The sequence below is a fragment of the Rhodococcus tukisamuensis NBRC 100609 genome (genome assembly GCF_001894985.1).
In the GTDB taxonomy this organism is placed as follows: domain Bacteria; phylum Actinomycetota; class Actinomycetes; order Mycobacteriales; family Mycobacteriaceae; genus Rhodococcus_G; species Rhodococcus_G tukisamuensis.
In genome coordinates, this window is the sequence record NZ_BCXG01000007.1 from 261,339 (window position 1) to 284,641 (window position 23,303).

Below are 23,303 nucleotides of genomic sequence, written 5' to 3' on the forward strand. Positions count from 1 at the left end.
CCGTCAGCTGTCGAACGCGTCCAGGATCCGGTGCGCGGCGAGTGCCGCCGTCAGCGAGCCCTCCCGCACCTGCTGCTCCACGTCGTGGCGGATCGACTTGACCTTCACGTCGTCGTCGAGCCGGCGCAGCAACTGGTCGTGGACCATGGACCAGGTCCAGTCCACCTGCTGTTGCTGTCGCTTGCGCTCGAGTTCCCCGGCGTCCCCGAGCACCTTCCGGTGCCGCAGGACCTCGTCCCAGAACTTGTCGACGCCGTCGTTCTCAAGGGCACTCATGGTGAGCACCGGCGGCTTCCACAACGCGTCGTGCGGGTAGATCAGCCGCAGCGCCCCGGCCAGTTCCCGGGCCGCACCCTTCGCCTCGATCTTGTGCTTGCCGTCCGCCTTGTTCACCGTGACGATGTCGGCCAGCTCGAGCACGCCCTTCTTGATGCCCTGCAGCTGGTCGCCGGTGCGGGCGAGGGTCAGGAAGGTGAAGGTGTCGACCATGTTCGCCACCGTGACCTCGGACTGCCCGACGCCAACCGTCTCGACCAGGATCACGTCGTAGCCGGCCGCCTCGAGCAGCACGATGGTCTCGCGGGTCGCCTTCGCGACGCCGCCGAGGGTGCCGGACGTCGGCGAGGGGCGGATGTACGCGTTGGGCTCCACCGAGAGGTTCTGCATCCGGGTCTTGTCGCCCAGGATCGAACCGCCGGTCCGCGTCGAGGACGGGTCGACAGCCAGGACCGCCACCTTGTGCCCCAACGAGAGCAGGTACATCCCGAGCGCCTCGATGGTGGTCGACTTGCCCACCCCGGGCACGCCGGTGATGCCGACTCGGATGGCACCACCGGCGTGCGGGAGCAGGCGCAGCAGCAGCTGCTGCGCCTGCTCCCGGTGATCCGCCCGGGTCGACTCGACGAGGGTGATGGCCTTGGCGAGCTGAGCCCGCCGGTCGGCCAGCACCGCGTCGCCGAGTGCGGTCAGGTCCAGGACCGGCCTAGCTGCCACTCAGATCGTGCCCCAACTGTGCCGACAGCTTCTCGAGCAGTCCGGTGGCCGCGTCCGCGATCACCGTGCCGGGCGGGAAGATGGCGGCTGCGCCGGCCTGGTACAGCTCCTCGAAGTCGCCGGGCGGGATGACGCCGCCGACCACGACCATGATGTCGGGGCGGCCCACCGCGGCGAGCGCCTCCCGCAGCGCCGGCACCAGGGTGAGGTGTCCGGCGGCCAGGGAGGAGACACCGACGACGTGCACGTCGGCGTCGGCGGCCTGGTTGGCCACCTCTTCGGGGGTCTGGAACAGCGGTCCGACGTCGACGTCGAAGCCGAGGTCGGCGAAGGCGGTGGAGATCACCTTCTGGCCGCGGTCGTGTCCGTCCTGGCCCATCTTGGCGACCAGGATGCGGGGACGACGACCCTCGGCCGCGGCGAACGCCTCGACGAGTTCGGTTGCGGTAGCGATGTTCTCCGCCTTTCCGGCCTCGTCCCGGTACACACCGCTGATGGTCCGGATCTCGGCCTGGTGACGCCCGTAGACCTTCTCGAGCGCGTCGGAGATCTCCCCGACAGTGGCCTTCGCGCGGGCCGCGTTCACGGCGAGCGCGAGCAGGTTGTTCTCCATGCCGCCCTCGGCGGACGCCGCCGCCCGGGTGAGCTCGGCGAGCGCGGCCTGCGTCGCGGCCTCGTCCCGCTCGGCCCGCAGCGCCGCGAGCTTCGCGAGCTGCTCCGCACGCACCTTGGAGTTCTCGACCTTGAGCACCTCGATGCTGTCCGGCTCGTCCGGCACGTACTTGTTGACGCCGATCAGCGGCTGGCGGCCGGAGTCGATCCGGGCCTGGGTGCGGGCCGCGGCCTCCTCGATGCGGAGCTTCGGGATACCTTCGCTGATGGCCTGCGCCATGCCGCCGGCCTCCTCCACCTCGGCGATGTGCGCGCGCGCACGGTTCGCCAGCTGGTGGGTGAGCCACTCGACGTAGTGCGATCCGCCCCAGGGGTCGATCGGCCGGGTGGTGCCGGACTCCTGCTGCAGCAGCAGCTGGGTGTTGCGCGCGATGCGAGCCGAGAAGTCGGTCGGCAGCGCGATCGCCTCGTCGAGCGCGTTGGTGTGCAACGACTGGGTGTGCCCCTGGGTCGCGGCCATCGCCTCGACGCAGGTCCGCCCGACGTTGTTGAACACGTCCTGCGCGGTCAGCGACCAGCCGGAGGTCTGCGAGTGGGTACGCAGCGAGAGCGACTTCGCGCTCTTGGGCTCGAACTTCTCGACCAGCTCGGCCCACAGCAGGCGGCCGGCACGCAGCTTGGCCACCTCCATGAAGAAGTTCATGCCGATGGCCCAGAAGAACGACAGCCGCGGTGCGAACTTGTCGATCTCCATGCCCGCGTCCAGGCCGGCACGGATGTACTCCACGCCGTCGGCGAGGGTGTACGCCAGCTCCAGGTCGGCCGTCGCGCCGGCCTCCTGGATGTGGTAGCCGGAGATGGAGATCGAGTTGAACTTCGGCATCTTCGCGCTGGCGAAGGCGAAGATGTCGGAGATGATCCGCATCGACGGCTTCGGCGGGTAGATGTAGGTGTTGCGGACCATGAACTCCTTCAGAATGTCATTCTGAATGGTTCCGGCGAGCTGCTCGGGCGTGACGCCCTGCTCCTCGGCCGCGACGACGTACAGCGCGAGAATCGGCAGCACCGCGCCGTTCATCGTCATCGACACCGACACCTGCGACAGGTCGATCCCGTCGAAGAGCTGACGCATGTCGAGGATCGAGTCGATGGCCACACCGGCCATGCCGACATCGCCGGCGACGCGCGGGTGGTCGGAGTCGTAGCCGCGGTGCGTCGCGAGGTCGAACGCGACCGACAGGCCCTTCTGTCCCGACGCCAGGTTGCGGCGGTAGAAGGCGTTCGACTCGGCCGCGGTGGAGAAGCCGGCGTACTGGCGAATCGTCCACGGCTGGTTGACGTACATGGTCGGGTACGGGCCACGCAGGAACGGCGCCGCGCCCGGGAAGCTGTCGAGCGGGTAGCCCTCGGCCTCCGCCGCGTCACGGTCGGCCTTGGTGAAGACCGGCTTGACGTCGATGCCCTCGGGGGTGGACCACACCACCTCGTCGGCGGTGTAGTTGTTCGCGGCCGCCGCCTCCGCGATGTGCGCGGCGGACTGGTCCACGGTGGGCGCCTGCGGGGCGGGCGCGGCCGGGTCCGTCAGCGGGACGTCGGCGAAGCTGCCGATCAGGTGGCCGACGCGGCTGGTCATTTCACTCCCAAGGTGTCAAGCAGGCCGGACAGGGCCGACACTGCGTCGATACGAGCGGTGAGGAAGCCGTCGGGGCGGTCGGAACCCTCCGCGTCGGCAAAGGTCTTCTCGGGACCGGCGAGCAGCACCGTCTCGATGCCGGCCGCGCGCAGCGCGTCGACCGCGGGCACACCGTCCGTGCCGTAACGCTTGTCTGTGCCGCAGAGCACCGCGACCGTGGTGCCCGCGTCCCGCACGACGCCCGGCAGGGTGCCGAGGTCGAGGGTGCCCGGGTTGACGGCCTCGATGCCGCCGGAGGCCAGCAGGTTCGACGCGAAGGTGGTGCGGCCGTTGTGCTCGGCCACCGAGCCGAGCGCGGCGAGCAGCACCTTGGGCCGCGAGCCGTTCTCCGCCAGGTAGCTGTCGGACCGGGTGCGGAGCGCCTCGAAGGCGGCGCCGTAACGGGCGACGTCGTCGAGCGGGGCGCTCGCGCCGACCGGCAGCGGCTTCTCGTCGAGGTTCGGGAACTCGTTGACGCCGGTCACCGCGGTCTTGCGGTGCGCGATGTCGGACTCGCGGGCCGCGCGGGTGACCGCGATCCGGTCCGCGACCAGACCGGACTCGAGCGCCGCGGCGAACCCGCCGTCGGCCTCGATCTGCTGGAAGAACTCCCAGGCCTTGGCCGCGATCGAGGCGGTCAGGTCCTCGACGAACCAGGAACCGGCGGCGGGGTCGAGGACCCGGCCGAGGTGCGACTCCTCGAGCAGCAGCAGCTGGGTGTTGCGGGCGATGCGAGCCGCGAAGGACTTGGAGGTCTCCAGCGTCCCCGCCGGCACCGCGGCGTCGAACGGCAGCACGGTCACCGAGTCGGCACCGCCGACGCCGGCGCCGAACGCGGCGAGCGTGGTGCGGAGCATGTTCACCCACGGGTCCCGCTGGGTCATCATCGCGGCCGAGGTGACGGCGTGCTGAGGGGCGCCGCCGAACTCGGATGCGCCACACACCTGCGCGATACGGGCCCACAGCTGGCGTCCGGCCCGGAGCTTGGCGATGGTCTGGAACTGGTCGTCGGAGGCCGAGAACCGGAACTCGACCTGGCCCAGCGCCTGCGAGATCGTGAGACCGGCGGAAGTCAGGGCCCGCAGGTACTCGAGCCCCGTCGCGATGGCCGCGCCGAGCTCCTCCGCGTCGCTGGCGCCCGCGTTGTGGAACACGGTGCCGTCGACGGTGAGCGCGCGGACGGTCTCGTCGCGGCCCGCGGCGGTCTGCGCGAGTGCCACGGCGGCGGCGAGGTCCACGTCGGCCCGGTCGGCGAACCGACTCGTCAGCGGCGCGGCGCCGAGGCTCACGGTGACCGCGGCCCGGTCGGTGACGCCGTCACCGGCGGCGGCCCGCGCATCGAGCAGCGCGAGGACCTGCTCGGCCGCGGCCGCGGTGTCCGCGCCTGCGTCGAGGGTCAGCGGCGCGAGGTCGAGGAGTACGCCCTCGAGTGCCTTCGCCACGCCGGTGGCGGGCAGCGCGTCGGCGCCGACGCTGAGCCAGACGGCGCTGATGCCGTTCTCGAGGCCGTCGAGGATCGTCTGGTTGGTGGCGGCGGGATCCGACTCGCCGGCACCGAACGCCGCGCTGACGAGCCAACCCCGGTTCACGTCACGGTGTGCGTCGCGGCCGCGGACGAACGGGAACTCGCCCGGCAGGGCGGTCTCGGCGGTCTCGTCACGGCGCGTGTACAGCGGCGCGATGGTGACGCCGTCGTAGGTCGGGGTGTCGAGGAGCCGTTCCGGCTCCGCGGGCAGCTCGGACACGTCCACCCGGCGGGCCTTCGCGAGCACCGCCGCCACCGCCTGCTGCCACGCCGCGTAGTCGCGGGCAGCCGCTTCGGCCTGTGAAGCGTGTGACACTGGAGCTTGTGACACGGTGTCTGCTTCCTCTCGGTTATTCGGGCACAGTCATTGTCCCGTGATGCTAGCGGCCGCCGAAACGGCCGCGATCGCGCGTGCCTGATTACCGCTCAGTAACATTGGCGTCGGTGGGTGAGCCGTCCCGACGGCACCAGGTAGCCTGGGCAATCGTGACAAGGTGGCTGCGCGACCCGAAGCTGATCGGGGCGTTGCTCCTGTTGCTCGCCCTCGCCGCGGCGGCGCTCCTCGTCCCGCATCCGTCGATCGACCAGATCCGCGAGTGGGCCGACTCGGTCGGCCCCGCCTTCCCCTTCGTATTCCTTGCGGTACACGCGGTCGTGACCGTCGCGCCGGTCCCCCGCACGGTCTTCACCCTCGCCGCGGGCGTGCTGTTCGGCTCGCTGACCGGCATCGTGCTGGCGGTGGCCGCGACCACGCTCAGCGCCGCCCTCGCCCTGCTGCTGGTCCGCGCGGTGGGCCGCGACGTGGTTGCCGCCCGGCTGACGCACCCCGCAGTGCAGAAGGTGGACGACCGGCTGGCCCGGCGCGGCTGGCTTGCGGTCGGGTCGCTGCGGCTGATCGCGCCGGTGCCGTTCTCGGTGGTCAACTACTGCAGCGGGGTGTCGTCGATCAGGTTCTGGCCGTTCGTCCTCGCCACCCTGGTCGCGGTGGTGCCCGGCACCATCGGCGTGGTGGTGCTCGGCGACGCCCTCGGCGGACAGACCAACCCGGCCCTGCTGGCGCTCTCCGGCGCCTGCATCGCAATCGGCGTCCTGGGCCTGGTGCTGGACACCCGAATGCCCGTGCCGGGCACCACCGTTCCGCTGTCGGAGTCGGAAGTGTCGACCGCCCTCAGGAAGGATTGAGCGGGTCCACCAGCAGGTCCATCACCGGCTCGGACGACGGGTTCGGCGGAACCGGAGGTTCGACCTGAAGTTGCTGCGGCGCCGGCGCATCCACCGACTTGTGCGCCACCGCCTCGGCCGCCGCCACCGCGCGCGCCACCGTCGGATCGGACTTGGTCTCGAACCAGCTCGCGACCTCCTCCGAGTCGTCCACCGGCGCCGCCGCGTCGTCCGTGGCACTCGGCTCGAACCGGAACACCCCGTCCTCGCCGGGCGCACCGAGCGTCTTCGCGAACCCCTTGAGGGCGTCGCCGAAGTCGCTGGGCAGCACCCACACCTTGTTCGCGTCGCCGCGGGCCATCTCCGGCAACGTCTGGAGGTACTGGTAGGCAAGCAGTTCCGGCGTCGGCTTGCCCGCCTTGATGGCCGCGAACACCTTCTCCACGGCCTTCGCCTCGCCCTGCGCCTGCAGGTACTTCGCGGCCCGCTCACCCTGCGCGCGCAGGATGCGGGACTGCCGCTCGCCCTCGGCGGTGAGGATCGACGCCTGCTTGGCGCCCTCCGCGGCGAGGATGCGGGACTGCTTGTCGCCCTCGGCGGTCTTGATCGCGGACTCCCGATGGCCCTCGGCGGTGAGGATGGTGGCCCGCTTCTCGCGGTCCGCCTTCATCTGCTTCTCCATCGACTCCTGGATCGACGGCGGCGGGTCGATGCTCTTGAGCTCGACGCGGGCGACGCGCAGGCCCCACCGGCCGGTGGCCTCGTCCAGCACGACGCGGAGCTGGCCGTTGATCGAGTCCCGCGAGGTGAGCGTCTCCTCCAGCGTCATCCCGCCCACGACGTTGCGCAGAGTGGTGGTGGTGAGCTGCTCGACACCGACGATGTAGTTGTTGATCTCGTACACCGCGGCCTGCGGGTTTGTCACCTGGAAGTAGACGACGGTGTCGATCGAGACCGTCAGGTTGTCCTGGGTGATCACCGGCTGCGGCGGGAAGGACACCACCCGCTCACGCAGGTCCACCTTGGCGCGGATCCGGTCCACGAACGGCACCAGGAAGGTCAGCTGACCGGACACCGTGCGCACGTACCGTCCGAGGCGCTCGATCACCGCCGCCTCGGCCTGCGGGACGATCGCGACGGACTTCGCCATCGTGATCACCACCAGCACGACGATCACTGCAAGAACGATGAGTGCGGCCACTGTCACAACTCTCCAGACATTTCTAGGGTCCCCTCCACACGACGGCGGTCGCGCCGTCGATCTCCATCACGGTCACGGTGGTGCCGGGCAGGTACACCTCGGTCGGGTCGAGCGCGCGAGCGGTCCACACCTCGCCGCCGAGTTTGATCTGGCCGCCGTGCTCCGCGACCTCCGCCAGCACCGTTGCCTTCTTGCCCGGCAACGCCTCGGCGTTGGTGGCCAGCAGCGGCGGCTTGGCGAAGCGGCGCAGCAGGGCCGGGCGCACGCCGAGCACGAGAACCAGCGAGGTCAACGCGAAGATCACCGCGTCCGCCCACACAGGCAGGTCGGTCACGCTGGTGACCCCCGCCGTCGCGAGGGCGCCGCCGGCCAGCATGAGGAGGAAGAAGTCCCCAGTCATCGCCTCGGCCCCTGCGAGCAAAACGCCTGCAACCAGCCAGATTATCGCCGCCACGAGTCCATCTAACCAGAATCCGGCGCCGAGCCGGTGGGCTCGCGACACCGCCCCCGGTCACCCCTCGGCGAGCGGCTCGGTGACGAAGTCCACCAGACGCTCGACCGCGCCGATCAGCGGCGCCTCGAGGTCGCGGAAGCTCGACACCGCGCCGTAGACGCGCCGCCAACCGTCCTGCGGAGTCCCCCACCCCAGTTCCCGGCAGATGCCGGTCTTCCAGTCCTGTCCCCGCGGGATCTTCGGCCAGGCCTCGATGCCGACGGCCTTGGGCCGCACCGCTTCCCACACGTCGATGTACGGGTGACCGGTGACCAGCACATGCGGGCCGAGGTTCTGCGTCATCCGCGACTCCTTCGAACCCTCCACCAGGTGGTCGGCCAGTACGCCGACCTTCCGCCCGGGACCGGGGCCGAACTCGGCCAGCCGGTCGGCCAGGTTGTCCAGGCCCTCGAGGTGCTCGACCACCACGCCCTCGACCCGGAGGTCGTGACCCCAGACCCGTTCGACCAGCGCGGCGTCGTGGATGCCCTCCACCCAGATCCGGCTGGGCAGCGCGGTACGGGCCCGCAGGCCCTCGACCCGGGTGGACCCGGACGCCGAGCGGGCCGGGGCGGCCTTCTTGACCGCGGTCGGCCGGACCAGCGTGACGGCCTTGCCGTCGATCAGGAAGGACGCCTCCCGCATCGCGAACAGCCGGGTCTGCCTGCGCCCGTCCTCGAGCCGGACGAAGTCGCCGTCGTACGTCTTCTCCATCCCGACCACGGCCCCGCAGTAGCCGGTGGCCGCGTCCTCCACGACGAGCCCCTTGTCGGCGGGGACCCGGGGTGCCGCCGGTCGGTGACGCCTGGTGTGGCCGGAGAAGATGTTGCCGCCGTACATGTCGCGTGAAGTCACGGACCATCACGCTAGGACACCCGCTCGGTTCGTCCGAGCCCGCCACGCCGACCTATGCTGGATTACCGTGTCCTGTCCGAGTACCACCCTGGCCGTGTGGGCCGCCTCCTGGCTTGCCGGCTCCAGTTCGCCCGACGACGTCATCGACGCCGTACAGGCCTGGGCGCCCATGCATCTGGTCGGCGCCGCCGACGCCGAGGTCTCGGTGCAGTGGGACCTGCCGTGGCCCGATCCCGAGGACGCGGGGCCCGTGCTGTTGCTGCGCGCGGTGCGGCAGGTGTCCGAGCGGGACCGCGAGGCGTCGATCGCCCTCGTGCTGCCCGCACCCGGCGACGTCCGCGGCCTGCCACCCGGGACCGCCTTCGCCGGCGCCGCCGTCCAGGCCGGCGAGGGCGTGCTGGTCGGCGCCCACGGCCGCGCCGGAATCGGCATCGTGCCGTCGGTGGAGGGACCGGATGTGTTGCGGTGGACGGTCTTTCCGGTGCCGGCGATTCCCGTCCCGGCCGAGCAGATCGGCCTCGGCGAGGCCGAGTACGAGCTGCGGCAGGCGGTCCGGGAAGCGGCGGACGCGTTGGCGTCGATGCGCGGCGGGTTCGCACCGGGAGAGGACGACCCGCGGGCCCGGATCGCCCGACTGCTCGCGGAGTACGCCCACCACGGCTACCCCGGCGCCATCCCGGACCGGGCCCTGCGGATCTTCGACACGGCCGACCAGGTGGCCGCGATCCTGACCGTCGCGGGCGACGCCGGCGGCCGGGCACAGTCCGCGGCCGGGGCCGCGGCCCGCGAGGACACCCTGCGTCCGCTGTGGTCCGCGGTGCGCGCGGCGCGCCTCGGCGCCGCGGGCGCGAGCATGCGCGCGGTGCTGCCGCGCACGTGAGCGGGTCTGCCTACTTCACCGCGGTCAGGTACGTCGACTTCCGGGTCAGGTCGGCGAGGTCCTCGGGGAGCTCGGGCACCGGCCGGCCGTAGTCGGCGGCCAGCTCGAGCGGGTTCGCCAGCGACACCGTCCACCCGCGCCCGGTCAGCCACTGCACCGGATCTGCCCGCTCGTCCTGGTAGAAGAGCTCGGCAATGTCCATGTCGCCGAACGGGTTCTGGGGGAAGTACTTCTCCCGCAGCTCCGCGAAACGCTTGATGTCGGTGCCCGCGCCGAATCCGTCGACCGCGAGACGGCTGCCCGGGCCGGAGAGCTCGTCGATCCGCTCGAACAGCGCATCGTGCGCCGCGCCGGGCAGGTACGGCAGCAGCCCTTCCGTCGACCACGCCGTGGGCCGGGCCGGGTCGAAACCCGCGGCCACGAGGGCGGCCGGCCAGTCCTCTCGCAGGTCGACGGCGACCGCACGCCGATCGGCCTTCGCCCGGGCACCGTGTTCGGCGAGCACCTCGCCCTTGAACTCGAGCACCTTGGGCTGGTCCACCTCGTACACCGTCGTGCCCGCCGGCCAGTCGAGCCGGTACGCCCGGGCGTCCAGTCCGGCGGCCACGATCACCGCCTGCCGAACCCCGGCCGCCGCAGCGGAGGTGAAGAAGTCGTCGAAGAATCTCGTCCTCAGCCCCATGAACCCGGGGAAGAAGAACGGCGTGTTCTCGAGCGGTGACGGGTCGGCCAGCAGTCCGGTGAAATGCGGCTCGCCCGCCGCATCGACGAACCACCGCGCACACTCGTCCCGGATCAGGGCGTCGGGCCTGGCCGTCTCCAACGCCCGGAATGTCGCCACACCCAACGCGGTGAGACCGACGCTGCTGACGATGTCCCAGGTGTCCCCGTCGGTCCGCATCATCACCGAAATGCCTCGCAATCCGTGTCGGCAGGCTCGGCTGGGCGACTGCTCAACCGCGCTGAACGACCAGGCAGGACGGCGGCCACCGGTACTGCGAGTGCGACACGACCTCACCGGCCGACAACCGCCGATTCTACGCCCGGGCCCCGGGCTCCCCTCGGTCCATCGCGATGTGCCGGTCGATGCGGATGTGCTCGTCGAGCGTCGGATACCGCAGCCCGGTGTCGCGACCGTAGTCGCGTTCGCGCAGCCAGCCGTAGACGTCCCCCCAGAGCCAGACCCCGCCGGAGACCGTGTTGAACGGCACCGGGAACGGCGCGGTCCGGTGCCGTTCGCCGCGCACCCACTGCCCCACCGCCTGCCGGGTCACCCCGCCCCGGTCCGCGATGTCCTGACGCGTCACCAGGTCCGGATGTGTCCGATGCGGCCGCACCCCGTGCGCCGTCAGGCGCTCGACCACGTCGGCGGCGGTGGTGACGGCGCGCATCCCCTCGGCGGTCATGGTCAGCAGTTGCAGCCCGTTCGCCTCATGGGCCCGTGAGCCGAGGTCGGCCGCCAGCGTGTGCTCCCGGGAGACGGTCAGCAGCGGTACCAGGAAGGTGAACTCGTAACGGTGGTAGAGGTCGTCGTGCACCCCGTGAAGGTAGGCGGCCGCGGGCGCTTTCGCCCAACTGTGCTCGTGACCGGCGGCGACCGGTACCGTCCGAAATCGTCCACTGCGAACGCAATCCGGGGCCGGTTGCCGCGCGCGCCGAGCGGCTCACCGGCGGCGCGCCGGAGTCCACCGACGGCACCACCTTCGCCGGGGCCACGGTGGCGGCGGACGGCACCTTCACTCCCGCCGCGGCGGAGTCCGTTCCGGCCGTCGGGGGCGGGTACCGCCTCGGCGCCGACGCCGCGAGCGCGGTGCTGCTGACCGCACCCGGTCGGTGACGCTTCCCAGTCAGGTGCCCGGCGTCAGCCCTCGTCCCGGAGGCGCAGCTCGAGCAGTGCCCTGAGCTGCGTGCGGGCGTCGTCGAGTGGTCGCGGTGACTTCGTCGCGCGGCAGAGGACTACCGCGCCCTCCACCGCGCCGACGGTGAACCGCGCCAGCGACTCGGCCGCGTCGGCCGTCAGTCCGCGCTCGAGAAGCGCCGCGGCCAGCTGGGCGCACCAGACGGTGAACGCCGTCCCGGCCGCGGACACCACACCAGGCAGGTCGGGGCCGGCGAGCGCCGCGGCGACCACCGGGCACCCGGCCTCGAAACCGTCGTGCTCCAACGCGCGCTGCCACCAGTCGACCAGTCCGTCGACCAGTCCCTCGACGCCGCCGTCCTCGTACAGCGACCCGAGCAGCGCCGACATCCGTTCGCCCGCGGCGAGCGTGGACGCCTCGACCAGTTCGGCCTTGCCCCCGTGGAAATGCTGGTAGATCGAGTTGCGAGCCGCGCCGCTGTGGGCGAGCAGTTCCGAGACTCCGGTGCCGTGGAAGCCGCGCACACCAACCATGGCGACAGCGGAGTTCACCAGTCGCTCGCGGGGACCCAGTCCGGTCTCCGTCATCTGTACCCCCAGGTCAACGCGTGGACCGATCGTTATAGACCGATCATTCCATGGATCTCGGGCGCCGGTGGACCGGTCGGTCCAAGGCTGCCGGAACTCGCCGCGGGTGGGACACTCGGGAGCGCGACACCGAGCCACCCGACGAGACGAGACGCCCATGCTCTCCGTCCCACGTTCCCCGAGCACGACCGGCACCCCGCTCGACCCACGGGATCGGGTGATCGGCTCCGTGGTGGACATGAGTGGCATCTCCCGGGCGAAGGTGATGCCCGCCGCGCGCCTGTCCACGTTCGCGTCGGCAGGGGCCGGCGCCTCCCCGAGTTGGTGCGTCTTCTGCGTCGACGACCACATCGCGTTCACGCCGTCCTTCTCGGCGGTCGGCGACCTCCGGCTCCGGATCCGCCCCGACCAACTGCGCGACCTCGGGCAGGGTTCGCACTGGGCGCCGGCGGACCTCGTCGATCAGGACGGGAGCCCCTACGGGGCCTGCCCCCGCAGCGCGCTCCGCCGGGCAGTGCACCGGCTCGGCGAGGTGGACCTCGAGGCCCGCATCGGGCACGAGATCGAGTTCTGCCTCTTCGACGCGCTGCCCGCCGACGAGTGGTCGGCCTACGGGCTGACCGCAGCCCTCGCCGCGGAGTCGTTCGTCCGGGACCTCGTCGAGGCGGCGGACCGGGCCGGACTGGCGATCGAACAGGTCCACGCGGAGTACGGGCCGAACCAGTTCGAGGTCTCCCTGTCCCCGACCGACCCCGTCTCCGCGGCCGACGACTCGGTGCTGGCCCGCATCCTCGTCAGCAGGGCGGCACGAGCACACGGGATGCGCGCCTCGTTCTCGCCGTTCCCCACCCTCGACGGCGCTGGGAACGGCGCCCACCAGCACCTCTCGCTGTCCCGGCGGGGTCGACCGGCCCTGTCCGGCGGCGACGGCCCGCACGGACTGACGGCCACCGGACGCGGCGCAGTCGCCGGCCTCGTCCGGGCCCTGCCCGCGCTGATGCTCGTGCTGGCCGGGTCCACGCTCTCGCACCACCGACTGCGGCCGAACACGTGGGCGGGCGCCTTCGCCTGCTGGGGGCTCGAGAACCGGGAGGCCGCCGTCCGGCTGTGCGCCGACACCCCCGGCAATCCGCACGGCGCCCACCTCGAGGTGAAGCCGATCGACCCGTCCGCCAACCCGTACCTCGCGAGCACCGCGGTCCTCGGCGCCGCGCTGGCCGGCATCGCGACGGACCTGCCGCTGCCCGGCGAGGTGACCGTCAACCCGGACCAGCTCAGCGAGGAGGAGCGGCGCGCGCTCGGCGTCGAGGCGATGCCCACCGAACCCGACGAGATGCTCGACCGGTTCCGGTCGTCCCGGCTGGCGGGGGAACTGTTCGACCCCCTCGTGCTGGAGGCGTTGTACGCCGTCAGGAACTACGAGCTGACCGAGTACCGGGACAAGCCGCCACAGGAGGTCGTCGACCGACTCCGCTTCGCCTGGACGATGTGACCGCCGGCGGCCGTCACTACCCGTCCGGCGAGGACGGGAACGTGTAGATCCGACACCCGCTCATGTTGGCCGTGGACACGACGCTCTCGGCGCGAGTCGCGTCGCCCTGCCGGTTCAGGTTGTTGGCCAGGGCCGCCTGGTCGTCACAGAAGGGCTGGTCCTTGGGGTCGTCCGTCTTGTTGCTGATGAACTTGTCCGACGGCGTGGCGGTGGCGCTGGGGGCGGCGGTCGCCGTGGTGCTCTGCGCTCCCGCGATCGGCGTGGTGCCGGTAAGCACCACACCGGAGAACTGCGTGACGGCGGCGATCGCGAGGAACGCTGCCGCGGCGAGACGACGGGTCATGAATTGCTCCCCCGGCTACGGCATGGACGAGGTGATGACATCATCATGCACCGAGGCGCCTCCCAATACCACCCCCGACGTGCAGAAACGTGAGATAGGAGCCGTTCCGGTCAGCCGCTCTCGCTGCGGGAGAGCCTGAAGACGGGGATCTGCCGCCCGATCGGCGCAGTCTTGACCCGATAGTCGTGGTACCCGGCGTAGACCCGCTCGGCGAGCGCGTACAAGCGCTCGTGCTCGTCGGCCCCGGTGATCGCCGTCGCCACGAATCGCTCGCCGCCGAGTTGGCACTCTGGGTGCGCAATCAGGTTGTGGTACCAGTGGGGGTGTCTCGCTCCACCGTAGTTGGACGCGATCAGGATCGGATCGCTCCCGTCGTGGAAGTAGGACACCTGCACCTCGCGAGGCAGACCCGACTTGGCGCCGGTGGTCCTGAGCGGCGCCGACGGGACCGACCAGTCCCGTGACGGCAGGCGCCCGCCGGTGACGCGGTACACCCACGGGTCGGTGCGGGAGGCGATCTTGCGCACGTAGAGCTGTCCGATGCGGGAGCGCCCGAAGCGTTCCGTGGCCTTGTACACCGGGCCGTGCTTCTTGGCCGGATCGACGTATCGCAGCGGCATCCTCAGATCATACGCCCAGGTCAGACCCCTGCAATCGGAGTTCCGATCGGGCATCGCGGGACCGGCCGCCATCGATGGCAAGGCACCCGATCGACCGCAACGTCGGCCGAGCTACGCCTGGCGACCGGGCCGGCGAACCGGTTCGCAGCACGCCGTCGCGCACAGGGCGCCGTTCAGCCCGGCGCCGTAGAGCGGTTCGCTGCCGAGCCGGTCCGGTGCCGCCCCGCTCAACTGCTCGCCCACCAGCGCCGTCACCAGTTGGGCAAACCGGGGATCGGTGCCGGGCGTGCCGGCGCGGACGTAGCCCAGACCGAGCTCCGCGGCCTTGTCGCGGGCCTCGGTGTCGAGGTCCCAGATCACCTCGAGGTGGTCGGAGACAAAGCCCACCGGGCACACGATCACGGCCTCGGTTCCGCCGGCCGCGAGCGCGCCGAGGTGGTCACAGATGTCGGGTTCGAGCCACGGCACCTGAGGCGGTCCCGACCGGGACTGCCAGACCAGGTCGTGGTCCGCCACGCCCGCGGCCTGCGCGCACAGCCGTGCGGCCTCGGCCACCTGGCGGCTGTAGAGCCGGCCGCCGTCGGCGGGCGGGCCCGCGCTCGCGTCCGCGGACACGGGTACCGAGTGCGCGGTGAACACCAGACGGGCGGCGTCGCGCTGCGACGGCGGAAGCTGCGCCCTGGCCGCCGCGATCGCGTCCGCGAAGGCCGCGACCAGCAGCGGGTGGTCGTAGTACTGGCGCAGCTTCCGCAGCGTCGGCGCCCCGTCGCCCACCGCGGCCCGTGCCCGCAGCACGTCCTCGTGGTACTGCCTGCACCCGGAGTAGCCACCCCACGCCGAGGTCGGGAACACCAGGGCCGAGCGGACACCGTCGTCGCGCATGCGAGCGACGGTGTCCTCGACCATCGGGTGCCAGTTCCGGTTGCCGAAGTAGATCGGCAAATCGATTCCAGCACCGGCGAACTCGGCCTCGACCGCGGCGATGACGTCGCGGTTTAGCCGGTTGATCGGCGACACCCCACCGAAGTGCAGGTAGTGCTCGACCACCTCGTCGAGGCGCTCGGGCGGCACTCCCCTGCCCCTGGTCACGTTCTCCAGGAACGGGCGGACGTCGTCGGGCTTCTCCGGCCCGCCGAAGGAGAGCAGCAGCAGGGCGTCGAACTCAGTCATCTCGGGAACCGTCGTCGTGGCGAGATGGGATCCGGTCAGCCGACCATCGCGTGGAAACCGCCGTCGACGTAGATGATCGACGCGCTGGTACCGGGCAGCCAGTCGGAGAGCACCGTGCACACACTCTTGGCGACCGGCGTCGGGTCGTCCACGTTCCAGCCGATCGGGGCGACGTCGTCCCAGCCCGTGTTCAGCTTGTCGAGCTCGGCACCCGGTCCGGTGCTGTCGCCGGCGATGGCCTTGGCGGCCAGCGTCTTGATCGGGCCCGCAGCGACCAGGTTCGAGCGGATGCCGCGGACGCCGACCTCCTTGGCCACGTACCGGTTGACCGCCTCGAGGGTGGCCTTCGAGACACCCATCCAGTTGTAGAACGGCATCGCGCGCGACGGGTCGAAGTCCATGCCGACGATCGAGGCGTTGTCGTTGAGCACCGGCAGCAGCGCCTTGGCCAACGACGCGTACGAGTACGCCGAAACCTCCAGCGCGGTCGAGATGTCGGCCCAGGGCGCGTCGAGGAACGGCGCGCCCAAACCGGAGCGCGGCGAGAACGCGATGGAGTGCACGACGCCGTCGATGCCCTCGGGCGCGAGCTCACGGACACGGTCCGCCAACGTCGCGAGGTGCTCGTCGTCCTGCACGTTGAGCTCGACGGCCGGCGGTACCGGTTGCGGCAGCCGCTGCGCGATGCGGTCGATCAGGCGCAGCCGGTCGAAACCGGTGATGATGACCTTCGCGCCCTGCTCCTGCGCCACCTTCGCGACGTGGAACGCGATCGACGAGTCGGTGATGATGCCGGTGACGAGGATGGTCTTGCCTTCGAGCAGTCCGCCCATAGCGCTTCTCCTGTGATGAAAGTCTGTGTGTGGGTGATGTATTCGGGCGGAGCTAGTGGCCCATGCCCATGCCGCCGTCCACCGGGATGATCGCACCGGAGACGTAGGCCGAGTCCTCGGAGGCGAGGAAGCTGACCACGGCCGCGACGTCCTCCGGCTTGCCCAGACGCTGCAGCGGGATGAACTCCTTGGCCTTGTCGCGCAGGTTGTCCGGCAGTTCCGCCGTCATGTCGGTCTCGATGAAGCCCGGGGCGACCACGTTGGCGGTGATCGACCGCGAACCCAGCTCGCGGGTGACCGAGCGCGCGAGACCGATGACTCCGGCCTTCGACGATGCGTAGTTGATCTGGCCGGGGCCGCCGCCCAGGCCGACCACCGAACCCAGGAAGATCATCCGGCCCCAGCGGCCGCGCAGCATCGCGCGGTTGGCGCGCTTGGCGCAGCGGAAGGCACCGGTCAGGTTGGCGTCGATGACGCTGGTGAACTGCTCCTCGGTCATCCGCATGAGCAGGGTGTCGTCGGTGATGCCCGCGTTGGCCACCAGCACCTCGACCGGGCCCTGGTGCGCCTCGACCTCCGAGAACGCCCGGTCCACCGACTCCGAATCCGTCACGTCGCACTTCACGCCGAACAGCCCCTCGGGAACCCCGGAGCCACGGTGCGTGACGGCAACCTTGTGGCCGTCCGCGGCGAGGCGCTGGGCGACCGCGAGGCCGATGCCGCGGTTGCCTCCGGTCACGAGCACGGAGCGGGACGGGGCAGCGTTGTCGGGCGCAGTGGGGTTGGACATGCGATCAACCTATCTGTTCATGTTCGACTGGCGGGGTTGGGTCGGTGCAAATTGTGATCGGTCACCGCGTGGTCACGGCAGGCGTTGGCGCAGAACCAAAGCCGTCGCAAGACCGGCGGCGGTGCACAGTACCCCGAGCACCAGCCACGGCCGACTCGCATCGCCACGGGTGGTCTCGAAACCGATCTGTTCCTCGAGCGTGTCGTAGACCTTGCGCAGTTCCTCGAGGCTCGACGCGGTGAAGAAGCTACCGCCGGACAGCCTCGCGATCTCACGCAGCGACGGGTCGTCGACCGGTACCGGGATTCGGTCGCCCTCGATGTCCACGGTGCCGTAGCGGGTGCCGAACGAGATCGTCGAGATCGGCACCCCCTTCTCCTTGGCCAACTGCGCCGCGGTGTAGCTGCCACGCGGGTCGGTCTCGAAGTCGGGAACGGTCTGCTTGCCGTCGGAGAGCAGCACGATCCGGGCCGGCGGGGCCTGGTCGCCGCCGCCGAGGACTGCGCCGAGGGTCTCGATGGACTGCAGCGAGGTGAAGATGGCCTCGCCGGTCGCGGTCCGCTCGGCCAGGGTGAGGTGGTCGATGGCGGTCTTCGTCTCGTTGCGGTTGGTGGTCGGCGAGACCAGCACGGAGGCCGTCCCGGCGAACGCGACCAGCCCCAGGTTGATGCCCGGGGTGAGGCCGTCCGCGAACGACTTCGCCGCCTCCTGTGCGGCAGCGAGCCGGGTCGGTTCGACGTCGGTCGCCTTCATCGACAGCGACACGTCGATCACCAGGATCACCGTCGCGCGGTTGCGAGGGACCCGCTTGTCTGTCGTCGGGCCGGCCAGCGCGACGGTGAGCAGCAGCAGCCCACACAGCACCAGGGCCGTCGGCAGGTGCCGGAGCCTGCCGGGCTGCTTGGGGGCGACCCGTTCGAGCAGTTCGAGGTTGGTGAAACGCAGGACGTGCTTGCGCCTGCCGCGTTGGACCACGACGTAGCCGACGGCCATCGCGGCCACCACGACAGCGAACGCCAGCCACCAGGGCGACGCGAAATCCGTGAGACTCACCGGCGGGGCACTCGATTCACCCGAGCACCATAGCTGTGCCGACGGGCCGCCACGAAGCGCACGACGTCCGCGATCCAGTCGCGGTCGGTACGCAGGCTCAGCACCGACGAACCGCAGCCGTGCAGGGTCTGTTCGACCGCCCGGCGGTGGGCCTGCGCCGCGGCGGCGAAGTCGGCCCGCAACTCGGGCGTGGTGTGGAACTCACGGGTGCGCCCAGTCTCGGGGTCGTGCAGCACCACGTCGCCGAGGTCGGGAAGTTCCAGGTCGCGGGGATCGAGCACCTCGACGCCGAGCACGTCGTGCCGGCCCGCGATCGCACGCAGCGACCGCTCCCAGTCGAGCGGGCCGAGGAAGTCGCTGATCACCACGGCCAGCCCGCGCCGGCGTTGCGGCCGGCGCAGCGACTCGATCGCGCCGCGCAGGTCCCCCCGCACCCCGTCCGGCGCGTGCGGCGTCGTCGCGATGGTGCGCAGCATCGCCTGCGCGTGCAGCCGTCCGCCGCGCGCCGGGATCCGTACGGTCCGCTCGCCGGTGGCCACGATCGCACCGATCCGGTTGCCGCCGCCGCTGGTCAGGTGTGTCACCGCGGCCGCGGCGGCCACCGCGAGGTCACGCTTCTCCGCACCCACGGTGCCGAAGTCGAGGCTCGCGGACAGGTCGATCACCATCCACGTCTCGAGCTCCCGGTCGGCCACGGACTGCCGCACGTGTGGGTGGGTGGTGCGGGCGGTCACCGACCAGTCCATCTGCCGGACGTCGTCCCCGGGCTGGTACTCGCGGGCGTCGCCCGGCTCGGTGCCGGGGCCCGGGATCAACCCGAGGTGCTCGCCGTGCAGGACCCCGTCCAGGCGCCGACGGACCGTCAACTCCAGGGTGCGTAGCGCGGCCGCCAGCTGGGGGTCGCGCAGTTGGCCCGAGCGGAACGAGGGCAGCCCCGCCGAGGAGGTCGACCCCGCCCCGCCCGGACGGGCCGCCGACGGGGCGGCGTCACCTGCCGAACCGGTCACCGCTGCTGGCCACCGACCGCCGCGGTCGGGCCTGCCGGGTTCTGGGGCGCCGGGCCCGACCCTGCCGACGGCTGCTCGGACGCAGCGACCGGTGCGGGCGCGGACGGGGCCGGATGCTGCTGCACCGCGCCGGCCGAGTGCTGTTGCGGCGCACCGTTGGCCGCCGGCGGCGCCACGGGGGCGACCGGCTGGGCCGCGACCTGGGGCAGTCCGACGGTCTGCAGGACCCTGTTGATCACGTCGTCGGGCGAGACCTCGTCGGCGAGGGCGTCGTAGGACAGCACCAGTCGGTGCCGCAGCACGTCCGGAATCACGTCGAGCACGTCCTGCGGCACCACGTAGTCACGGCCGCGGACCATGGCCAGCGCCCGCGCTGCGGAGATGATGCCGAGGGTGGCACGCGGCGAGGCCCCGTACGAGATCCAGCCGGCCACGTCGGTCAGTCCCAGGTCGGCGGGCGTGCGGGTCGCGGCGATCACCCGGACGACGTAGTCGACCAGAGCGTGGTGCACGAACACACCGCTGGCGGCCTTCTGCAGGCGGATCAACTCGTCCGGGCCCAGCACCTGCTTGGGCACGGGCACCTCGACACCCATCCGGTAGACGATCTCGCGCTCCTCCTCGACCGTCGGGTAGTCGACGAGGATCTTGAACAGGAATCGATCCCGCTGGGCCTCGGGAAGCGGGTAGACACCCTCGTTCTCGATCGGGTTCTGGGTGGCCATCACCAGGAACGGGTCGGGCATCGGGAAGGTCTTGCCGCCGATGGTCACGTGCCGTTCGGCCATCACCTCGAGCAGTGCGGACTGCACCTTCGCGGGCGCACGGTTGATCTCGTCGGCGAGCACGAAGTTGGCCACCACCGGGCCGAGTTCGGTGTCGAACTGTTCGCGGCCCTGCCGGTAGATGCGGGTTCCGATCAGGTCGGTGGGCACCAGGTCCGGGGTGAACTGCACCCTCGAGAACGACCCGCCGACCACCGTCGCGAAGGTCTCCACGGCCAGCGTCTTCGCAACACCCGGCACGCCCTCGAGCAGCACGTGGCCGCGGGCCAGCAGACCGACCAGGATCCGCTCGATCAGCCGGTCCTGACCGACGATCACCCGCTTGACCTCGTAGATCACCTTCTCCAGGAGTTGCGCATCCGGCATCGCGCCGGCCCCGTCCGCTGAGGTCACCAAGAATCCACCGCTTTCACATCGATCGCACCCGAACTCACCCGCGTCTCCCGGACCGGGAGCGAGAAGGAGGTCAGGCAACCATTCGGACCACGTAGGGGGTCATACCGCTCCACCGGACGGGCGAGACCTTGACGACCGAACCCGACTGCGGAGCCTCGAGCATCTCCCCGTTGCCAAGGTACAGCGCGACGTGCTGGCTGGCATTGGGCCCGTAGAAGATCATGTCGCCGCGCTTCATCTCCGACGTCGAGACCTGTTCGCCGGCGGTGTACTGGTAGCCGGTGTAGTGCGGAAGCGAGACACCGATTCCGGCGAAGGCGTAGATCATCAGGCCCGAGCAGTCGAAGCCGACCTTGTTGAAGTCGCCGTAACTGTCCGCGACACCGCCGTCCCGGATGCCGAGCGTCGGACCGTTCTCGTCGCCGCCTCCCCAGGCGTAGGTGATTCCCAGCTGCGCCATGCCTCGGTCGATGACGGTCTCGATCGCGGCGCTTCCCGAGACCGTCGGCTTCGGCTTGGTCGGCTTGGGCGTCGTCGGCTTCGGCTTGGTGGGCTTGGGCGTCGCCGGCTTCGGCTTCGGCGTGGTGGTCGGCGCGACCTCGTCGGTGTCCGAGTCGTCGGTGCCGGACGTGTCGGTTCCGGAGCCGTCCGTGCCGGAAGTGTCTGTGCCCGAGGTGTCCGTGCCCGATTCGTCCGTGCCGGAGTTGTCCGTCCCGGAGTTGTCCGTCCCGGACGTGTCGGCGCCCGATTCGTCGGTCCCCGAGGTGTCGGTCTCGCCGCTCGGCGGGTCGTCCTCGATCTGGGTGTGCGCGCGCTGGCCCTCGGCCAGTTCGCGGGCCCGGGCCCGGGCGGCCTCGTTCGCCGCCACCCGGGCGGCGGCCTCGGCCGCGGCCTGCTTGGCCGCGGCGGCCGCCGCGGCGGCCGCGACCTGCTCGGCGGCACGCTGGGTGTCCCAGTTCACGAATGCCTGGCGTTGATTCTGCAGACCCGAGACATTCTCACGCGCGGCGCCCAGAGCCGCCTCGGCGGCGGCCTTCTCGGCCTCGATCTTCGCCTTCTTGCCCGCCTGCTCGGCCAACGCGGAGCGGGCCACCGCAATTGCGTTCTCCGCCTCCGCCTTCTGCGATTCCGCGGCGGACGCGGCCTCGTCCGCGGACTGCTTGGCCTCGCGGGCGGCGGAGTTCTTGTTGGCCTCCGCGGTGCGCGCACGTTGCAGCCCATCGAGGACCGAGTTCTTGTTGGTGGCAAGGAGCTTGATCAACTGGGCCCGGTCGAGCACGTCCGCCGGCCCGGCGGATCCGATGAAGGAGGCGATCGACGCGACCCCGGTGCCCTGCCGATAGGTGTTCGCCGCGAACTCGTCGAACTTCGTCTGCGCCCAGTGGATCTGCGCGCCCGCGTCCTGCAGCGCCTGCAGCGTCCCGGCGACGGCACCTGCCGCGACACTGGCCGCGTCACGCGCGTTCTGCAGGTCCACCAGTGCCTTGTTGACGCCCTCGCGCTTGATCGCCACCTCGTCGTCGAGGGCGCTCAATTGCTGGTCGGCCGAAGCGACTTCGTTGATCAGCGCACCGACCTGACCCAGCCGGGAATCCACACCCGCCGTGGCCTGCTGGAGGTCGGAATCACTGGGGTTCGGAGGTGGCGGAGGAACGGCCGCGGCCAGGCCCGTCGTCGTCACCAGGGACGTCACGACGGCGAGTCCGACGAGCAGTTGCGCACTACGGATTCTCGATCGCGAGAATCCGCGGCGGTGGGTCCCGCGCGCTGCCCTTCGGCTCACTGACTTCTCCCTCGGTTCAACCACCACGGTGAACAACTCCGGTGTCACCGAGCCGACGTCCAGAACTGGCCCTGCAACCCGTCTTCGTGGTCGTGCCCATCGGGGGAAACGTGCGCGAGCAGCGGTCACCTACGTGACGATCCACATACGTGACGACGATGCCACGACGACACTTCTTCCCCTTAAGTGCCAATGGCACCGTACGACACTTTGCCCACGGGCGGTAACTCTAACCACAAATAACACTGAAGTAGTTTTCCGCACCATTGACGGACACGTCGAATTCACCGACTTCACATCCGAATGCCAACGCCCCGTAGGACTGTCGGAAAATGCGGGCCCTGCGGCGCACCGCGCGCCGACGCACGCGAGAAAACGCCCATCCGGGCGATGGAAGGAGTGTCAGCGACCGTCGCGGTCGGCGCGGCGCCTGCGCAGCACCCAGGTGGCCGCGGCCGCGCCGCCGGCCAGTACCAGGACACCGACGGTGATCAGCCCGTACGACTCCCCCGGCGCGATGAGTTCGTCGACGTAGTTCGACGCGGACTGCACAGCGTTGCCGGTGTACGCCTTGTCCTGGGCGTCCTCGACGGCGACCCGGGGCAGGGTGTTGGTGTACGACCCGACCCAGCTCGGGCTGAGCACCAGCACGGTGCCGTCCTCGTGCTTGCCGACCGCCGTCGCGATGTCGCGCAACTGCTCGTCGCGCCCCGGGTTCCGCTCCAGGACGACGATCTTCACGTCCAGCCCGTGCTCCCGGGCACGGGCCACCACCGCCTGCAGGCCGGGCACGTCGGCAGACGGCGCGGACACCCCGTCGTCCGCGAGGTCCGCGACGACGGTGTCGATGTTGACCTCGGGCGGGATGTCGGCCGGGGCCGGGAGGAACGCGAAGGTGAGGGCAGCAGGCATCTTTCATCCGGATCGATTTCAGGCGCGTGGGCTCGCGCGGCGCGTCGTTCGCCCAGCACACTACGGGACCGGCCCGATCCCACCCGTGCCGCTCGGCGCCCGGCGTTGCGACACGCCGGGACGTGGGCAAGGATCGACACGTGCCCCGACCGGCCAGACGTCGGGAGCGCACGAACCGCCCGCGGGCTTCACAGGACAAGCGTACTGTTAGACTTGCCTCGAGGTGCTTCGGCGCGACCGATTGGTTCGCCGCGACGAGCCTCGCTTCAGCCGTCGGCACA

At 70.8% G+C, this 23,303-nt stretch carries 22 protein-coding genes; 3 read left to right on the plus strand and 19 right to left on the minus strand.

Annotated elements, in window-relative coordinates:
• Positions 1-3: 3 nt before the first annotated feature.
• The 3 genes from meaB to mutA are packed head-to-tail and all read right to left on the minus strand — an operon-like array spanning position 4 to position 5,118.
• Positions 4-993, minus strand: coding sequence for a methylmalonyl Co-A mutase-associated GTPase MeaB (meaB, locus tag RT2_RS10875; protein WP_072844778.1), 990 nt, complete (start codon positions 991-993; stop codon positions 4-6).
• Complete coding sequence (gene scpA, locus RT2_RS10880) at positions 983-3,238, minus strand: methylmalonyl-CoA mutase (RefSeq protein ID WP_072844779.1); 2,256 nt, start codon at positions 3,236-3,238, stop codon at positions 983-985. Before scpA ends, meaB begins: the two co-directional genes overlap by 11 nt.
• Positions 3,235-5,118: a methylmalonyl-CoA mutase small subunit gene (mutA, locus tag RT2_RS10885; protein WP_072844780.1), complete on the minus strand. Its 1,884-nt coding sequence runs from the start codon at positions 5,116-5,118 to the stop codon at positions 3,235-3,237. Before mutA ends, scpA begins: the two co-directional genes overlap by 4 nt.
• Before the next feature lie 170 nt (positions 5,119-5,288).
• On the opposite strand from mutA, the gene RT2_RS10890 reads away from it, so the two are divergent.
• Entirely contained in the window at positions 5,289-5,984 is a 696-nt protein-coding gene (locus RT2_RS10890) for a TVP38/TMEM64 family protein (protein WP_174556696.1), read from the plus strand.
• Here RT2_RS10890 and RT2_RS10895 read toward each other — a convergent pair.
• From RT2_RS10895 to RT2_RS10905, 3 genes are read right to left on the minus strand one after another with little or no spacing between them, the layout of a single operon-like run.
• The gene (locus RT2_RS10895) at positions 5,971-7,164 is read right to left on the minus strand and encodes an SPFH domain-containing protein (RefSeq protein ID WP_072844781.1); all 1,194 of its coding nucleotides are present in this window, start codon (positions 7,162-7,164) and stop codon (positions 5,971-5,973) included. The two genes, RT2_RS10890 and RT2_RS10895, sit on opposite strands and share 14 nt — an antisense overlap.
• Positions 7,165-7,186: 22 nt before the next feature.
• Positions 7,187-7,618 carry an NfeD family protein gene (locus RT2_RS10900; RefSeq protein WP_072844782.1) on the minus strand — a complete coding sequence of 144 codons (432 nt, stop codon included), beginning with the start codon at positions 7,616-7,618 and terminating at the stop codon, positions 7,187-7,189.
• Positions 7,619-7,675: 57 nt separating this feature from the next.
• Positions 7,676-8,497, minus strand: a complete 822-nt coding sequence (locus tag RT2_RS10905; protein ID WP_072844783.1) for a DUF3097 domain-containing protein — start codon at positions 8,495-8,497, stop codon at positions 7,676-7,678.
• Between the two features lie 82 nt (positions 8,498-8,579).
• Here RT2_RS10905 and RT2_RS10910 point away from each other — a divergent pair, with 82 nt between their 5' ends.
• Positions 8,580-9,392 carry an Rv1486c family protein gene (locus RT2_RS10910; RefSeq protein ID WP_072844784.1) on the plus strand — a complete coding sequence of 271 codons (813 nt, stop codon included), beginning with the start codon at positions 8,580-8,582 and terminating at the stop codon, positions 9,390-9,392.
• Between the two features lie 10 nt (positions 9,393-9,402).
• Here RT2_RS10910 and RT2_RS10915 read toward each other — a convergent pair whose 3' ends face one another.
• From RT2_RS10915 to RT2_RS10925, 3 genes are all read right to left on the minus strand, one after another.
• Positions 9,403-10,296 carry a class I SAM-dependent methyltransferase gene (locus RT2_RS10915; RefSeq protein WP_371851155.1) on the minus strand — a complete coding sequence of 298 codons (894 nt, stop codon included), beginning with the start codon at positions 10,294-10,296 and terminating at the stop codon, positions 9,403-9,405.
• Between the two features lie 133 nt (positions 10,297-10,429).
• Positions 10,430-10,930: a MerR family transcriptional regulator gene (locus RT2_RS10920; protein ID WP_072844785.1), complete on the minus strand. Its 501-nt coding sequence runs from the start codon at positions 10,928-10,930 to the stop codon at positions 10,430-10,432.
• A 323-nt stretch (positions 10,931-11,253) separates the two neighbouring features.
• Positions 11,254-11,838, minus strand: a complete 585-nt coding sequence (locus tag RT2_RS10925) for a TetR/AcrR family transcriptional regulator (RefSeq protein WP_072844786.1) — start codon at positions 11,836-11,838, stop codon at positions 11,254-11,256.
• 157 nt (positions 11,839-11,995) lie between these two features.
• On the opposite strand from RT2_RS10925, the gene RT2_RS10930 reads away from it, so the two are divergent.
• A complete protein-coding gene (locus RT2_RS10930; protein ID WP_072844787.1) occupies positions 11,996-13,330 on the plus strand; it encodes a type I glutamate--ammonia ligase in 1,335 nt (444 codons plus the stop codon).
• Between the two features lie 16 nt (positions 13,331-13,346).
• Here the strand turns inward: RT2_RS10930 and RT2_RS10935 are convergent, their stop codons facing one another.
• From RT2_RS10935 to RT2_RS10980, 10 genes are all read right to left on the minus strand, one after another.
• Positions 13,347-13,673 carry a hypothetical protein gene (locus tag RT2_RS10935; protein WP_072844788.1) on the minus strand — a complete coding sequence of 109 codons (327 nt, stop codon included), beginning with the start codon at positions 13,671-13,673 and terminating at the stop codon, positions 13,347-13,349.
• 110 nt (positions 13,674-13,783) lie between these two features.
• Positions 13,784-14,293 carry a nitroreductase/quinone reductase family protein gene (locus tag RT2_RS10940; RefSeq protein WP_072844789.1) on the minus strand — a complete coding sequence of 170 codons (510 nt, stop codon included), beginning with the start codon at positions 14,291-14,293 and terminating at the stop codon, positions 13,784-13,786.
• A 111-nt stretch (positions 14,294-14,404) separates the two neighbouring features.
• The gene (locus RT2_RS10945) at positions 14,405-15,463 is read right to left on the minus strand and encodes a ferrochelatase (RefSeq protein ID WP_072844790.1); all 1,059 of its coding nucleotides are present in this window, start codon (positions 15,461-15,463) and stop codon (positions 14,405-14,407) included.
• A gap of 35 nt (positions 15,464-15,498) precedes the next feature.
• Positions 15,499-16,296: an NADH-dependent enoyl-ACP reductase InhA gene (inhA, locus tag RT2_RS10950; RefSeq protein WP_072844791.1), complete on the minus strand. Its 798-nt coding sequence runs from the start codon at positions 16,294-16,296 to the stop codon at positions 15,499-15,501.
• A gap of 52 nt (positions 16,297-16,348) precedes the next feature.
• The gene (gene fabG1 / locus RT2_RS10955; RefSeq protein ID WP_072844792.1) at positions 16,349-17,086 is read right to left on the minus strand and encodes a 3-oxoacyl-ACP reductase FabG1; all 738 of its coding nucleotides are present in this window, start codon (positions 17,084-17,086) and stop codon (positions 16,349-16,351) included.
• Between the two features lie 72 nt (positions 17,087-17,158).
• The gene (locus tag RT2_RS10960; RefSeq protein WP_072844793.1) at positions 17,159-18,139 is read right to left on the minus strand and encodes a VWA domain-containing protein; all 981 of its coding nucleotides are present in this window, start codon (positions 18,137-18,139) and stop codon (positions 17,159-17,161) included.
• A complete protein-coding gene (locus tag RT2_RS10965) occupies positions 18,136-19,071 on the minus strand; it encodes a DUF58 domain-containing protein (RefSeq protein WP_072844842.1) in 936 nt (311 codons plus the stop codon). Before RT2_RS10965 ends, RT2_RS10960 begins: the two co-directional genes overlap by 4 nt.
• Positions 19,072-19,142: 71 nt before the next feature.
• On the minus strand, positions 19,143-20,297 hold the full coding sequence (locus tag RT2_RS10970; RefSeq protein WP_092776029.1) for an AAA family ATPase: 1,155 nt from the start codon (positions 20,295-20,297) through the stop codon (positions 19,143-19,145).
• Between the two features lie 100 nt (positions 20,298-20,397).
• Positions 20,398-22,110 carry an NlpC/P60 family protein gene (locus RT2_RS10975; protein WP_072844843.1) on the minus strand — a complete coding sequence of 571 codons (1,713 nt, stop codon included), beginning with the start codon at positions 22,108-22,110 and terminating at the stop codon, positions 20,398-20,400.
• 402 nt (positions 22,111-22,512) lie between these two features.
• A complete protein-coding gene (locus tag RT2_RS10980) occupies positions 22,513-23,022 on the minus strand; it encodes an Rv1476 family membrane protein (protein WP_072844794.1) in 510 nt (169 codons plus the stop codon).
• Between the last annotated feature and the right edge of the window lie 281 nt (positions 23,023-23,303).

What these genes read in the sequence shown, in the direction of transcription:
- scpA (WP_072844779.1), bottom strand. Translation starts at nt 3,238, where the DNA reads ATGACCAGCCGCGTCGGCCACCTGATCGGCAGCTTCGCCGACGTCCCG.
- RT2_RS10905 (WP_072844783.1), bottom strand. Translation starts at nt 8,497, where the DNA reads ATGTACGGCGGCAACATCTTCTCCGGCCACACCAGGCGTCACCGACCG.
- RT2_RS10915 (WP_371851155.1), bottom strand. Translation starts at nt 10,296, where the DNA reads ATGATGCGGACCGACGGGGACACCTGGGACATCGTCAGCAGCGTCGGT.
- RT2_RS10925 (WP_072844786.1), bottom strand. Translation starts at nt 11,838, where the DNA reads ATGACGGAGACCGGACTGGGTCCCCGCGAGCGACTGGTGAACTCCGCT.
- RT2_RS10930 (WP_072844787.1), top strand. Translation starts at nt 11,996, where the DNA reads ATGCTCTCCGTCCCACGTTCCCCGAGCACGACCGGCACCCCGCTCGAC.
- RT2_RS10935 (WP_072844788.1), bottom strand. Translation starts at nt 13,673, where the DNA reads ATGACCCGTCGTCTCGCCGCGGCAGCGTTCCTCGCGATCGCCGCCGTC.
- RT2_RS10940 (WP_072844789.1), bottom strand. Translation starts at nt 14,293, where the DNA reads ATGCCGCTGCGATACGTCGATCCGGCCAAGAAGCACGGCCCGGTGTAC.
- RT2_RS10945 (WP_072844790.1), bottom strand. Translation starts at nt 15,463, where the DNA reads ATGACTGAGTTCGACGCCCTGCTGCTGCTCTCCTTCGGCGGGCCGGAG.
- inhA (WP_072844791.1), bottom strand. Translation starts at nt 16,296, where the DNA reads ATGGGCGGACTGCTCGAAGGCAAGACCATCCTCGTCACCGGCATCATC.
- fabG1 (WP_072844792.1), bottom strand. Translation starts at nt 17,086, where the DNA reads ATGTCCAACCCCACTGCGCCCGACAACGCTGCCCCGTCCCGCTCCGTG.
- RT2_RS10970 (WP_092776029.1), bottom strand. Translation starts at nt 20,297, where the DNA reads ATGCCGGATGCGCAACTCCTGGAGAAGGTGATCTACGAGGTCAAGCGG.
- RT2_RS10980 (WP_072844794.1), bottom strand. Translation starts at nt 23,022, where the DNA reads ATGCCTGCTGCCCTCACCTTCGCGTTCCTCCCGGCCCCGGCCGACATC.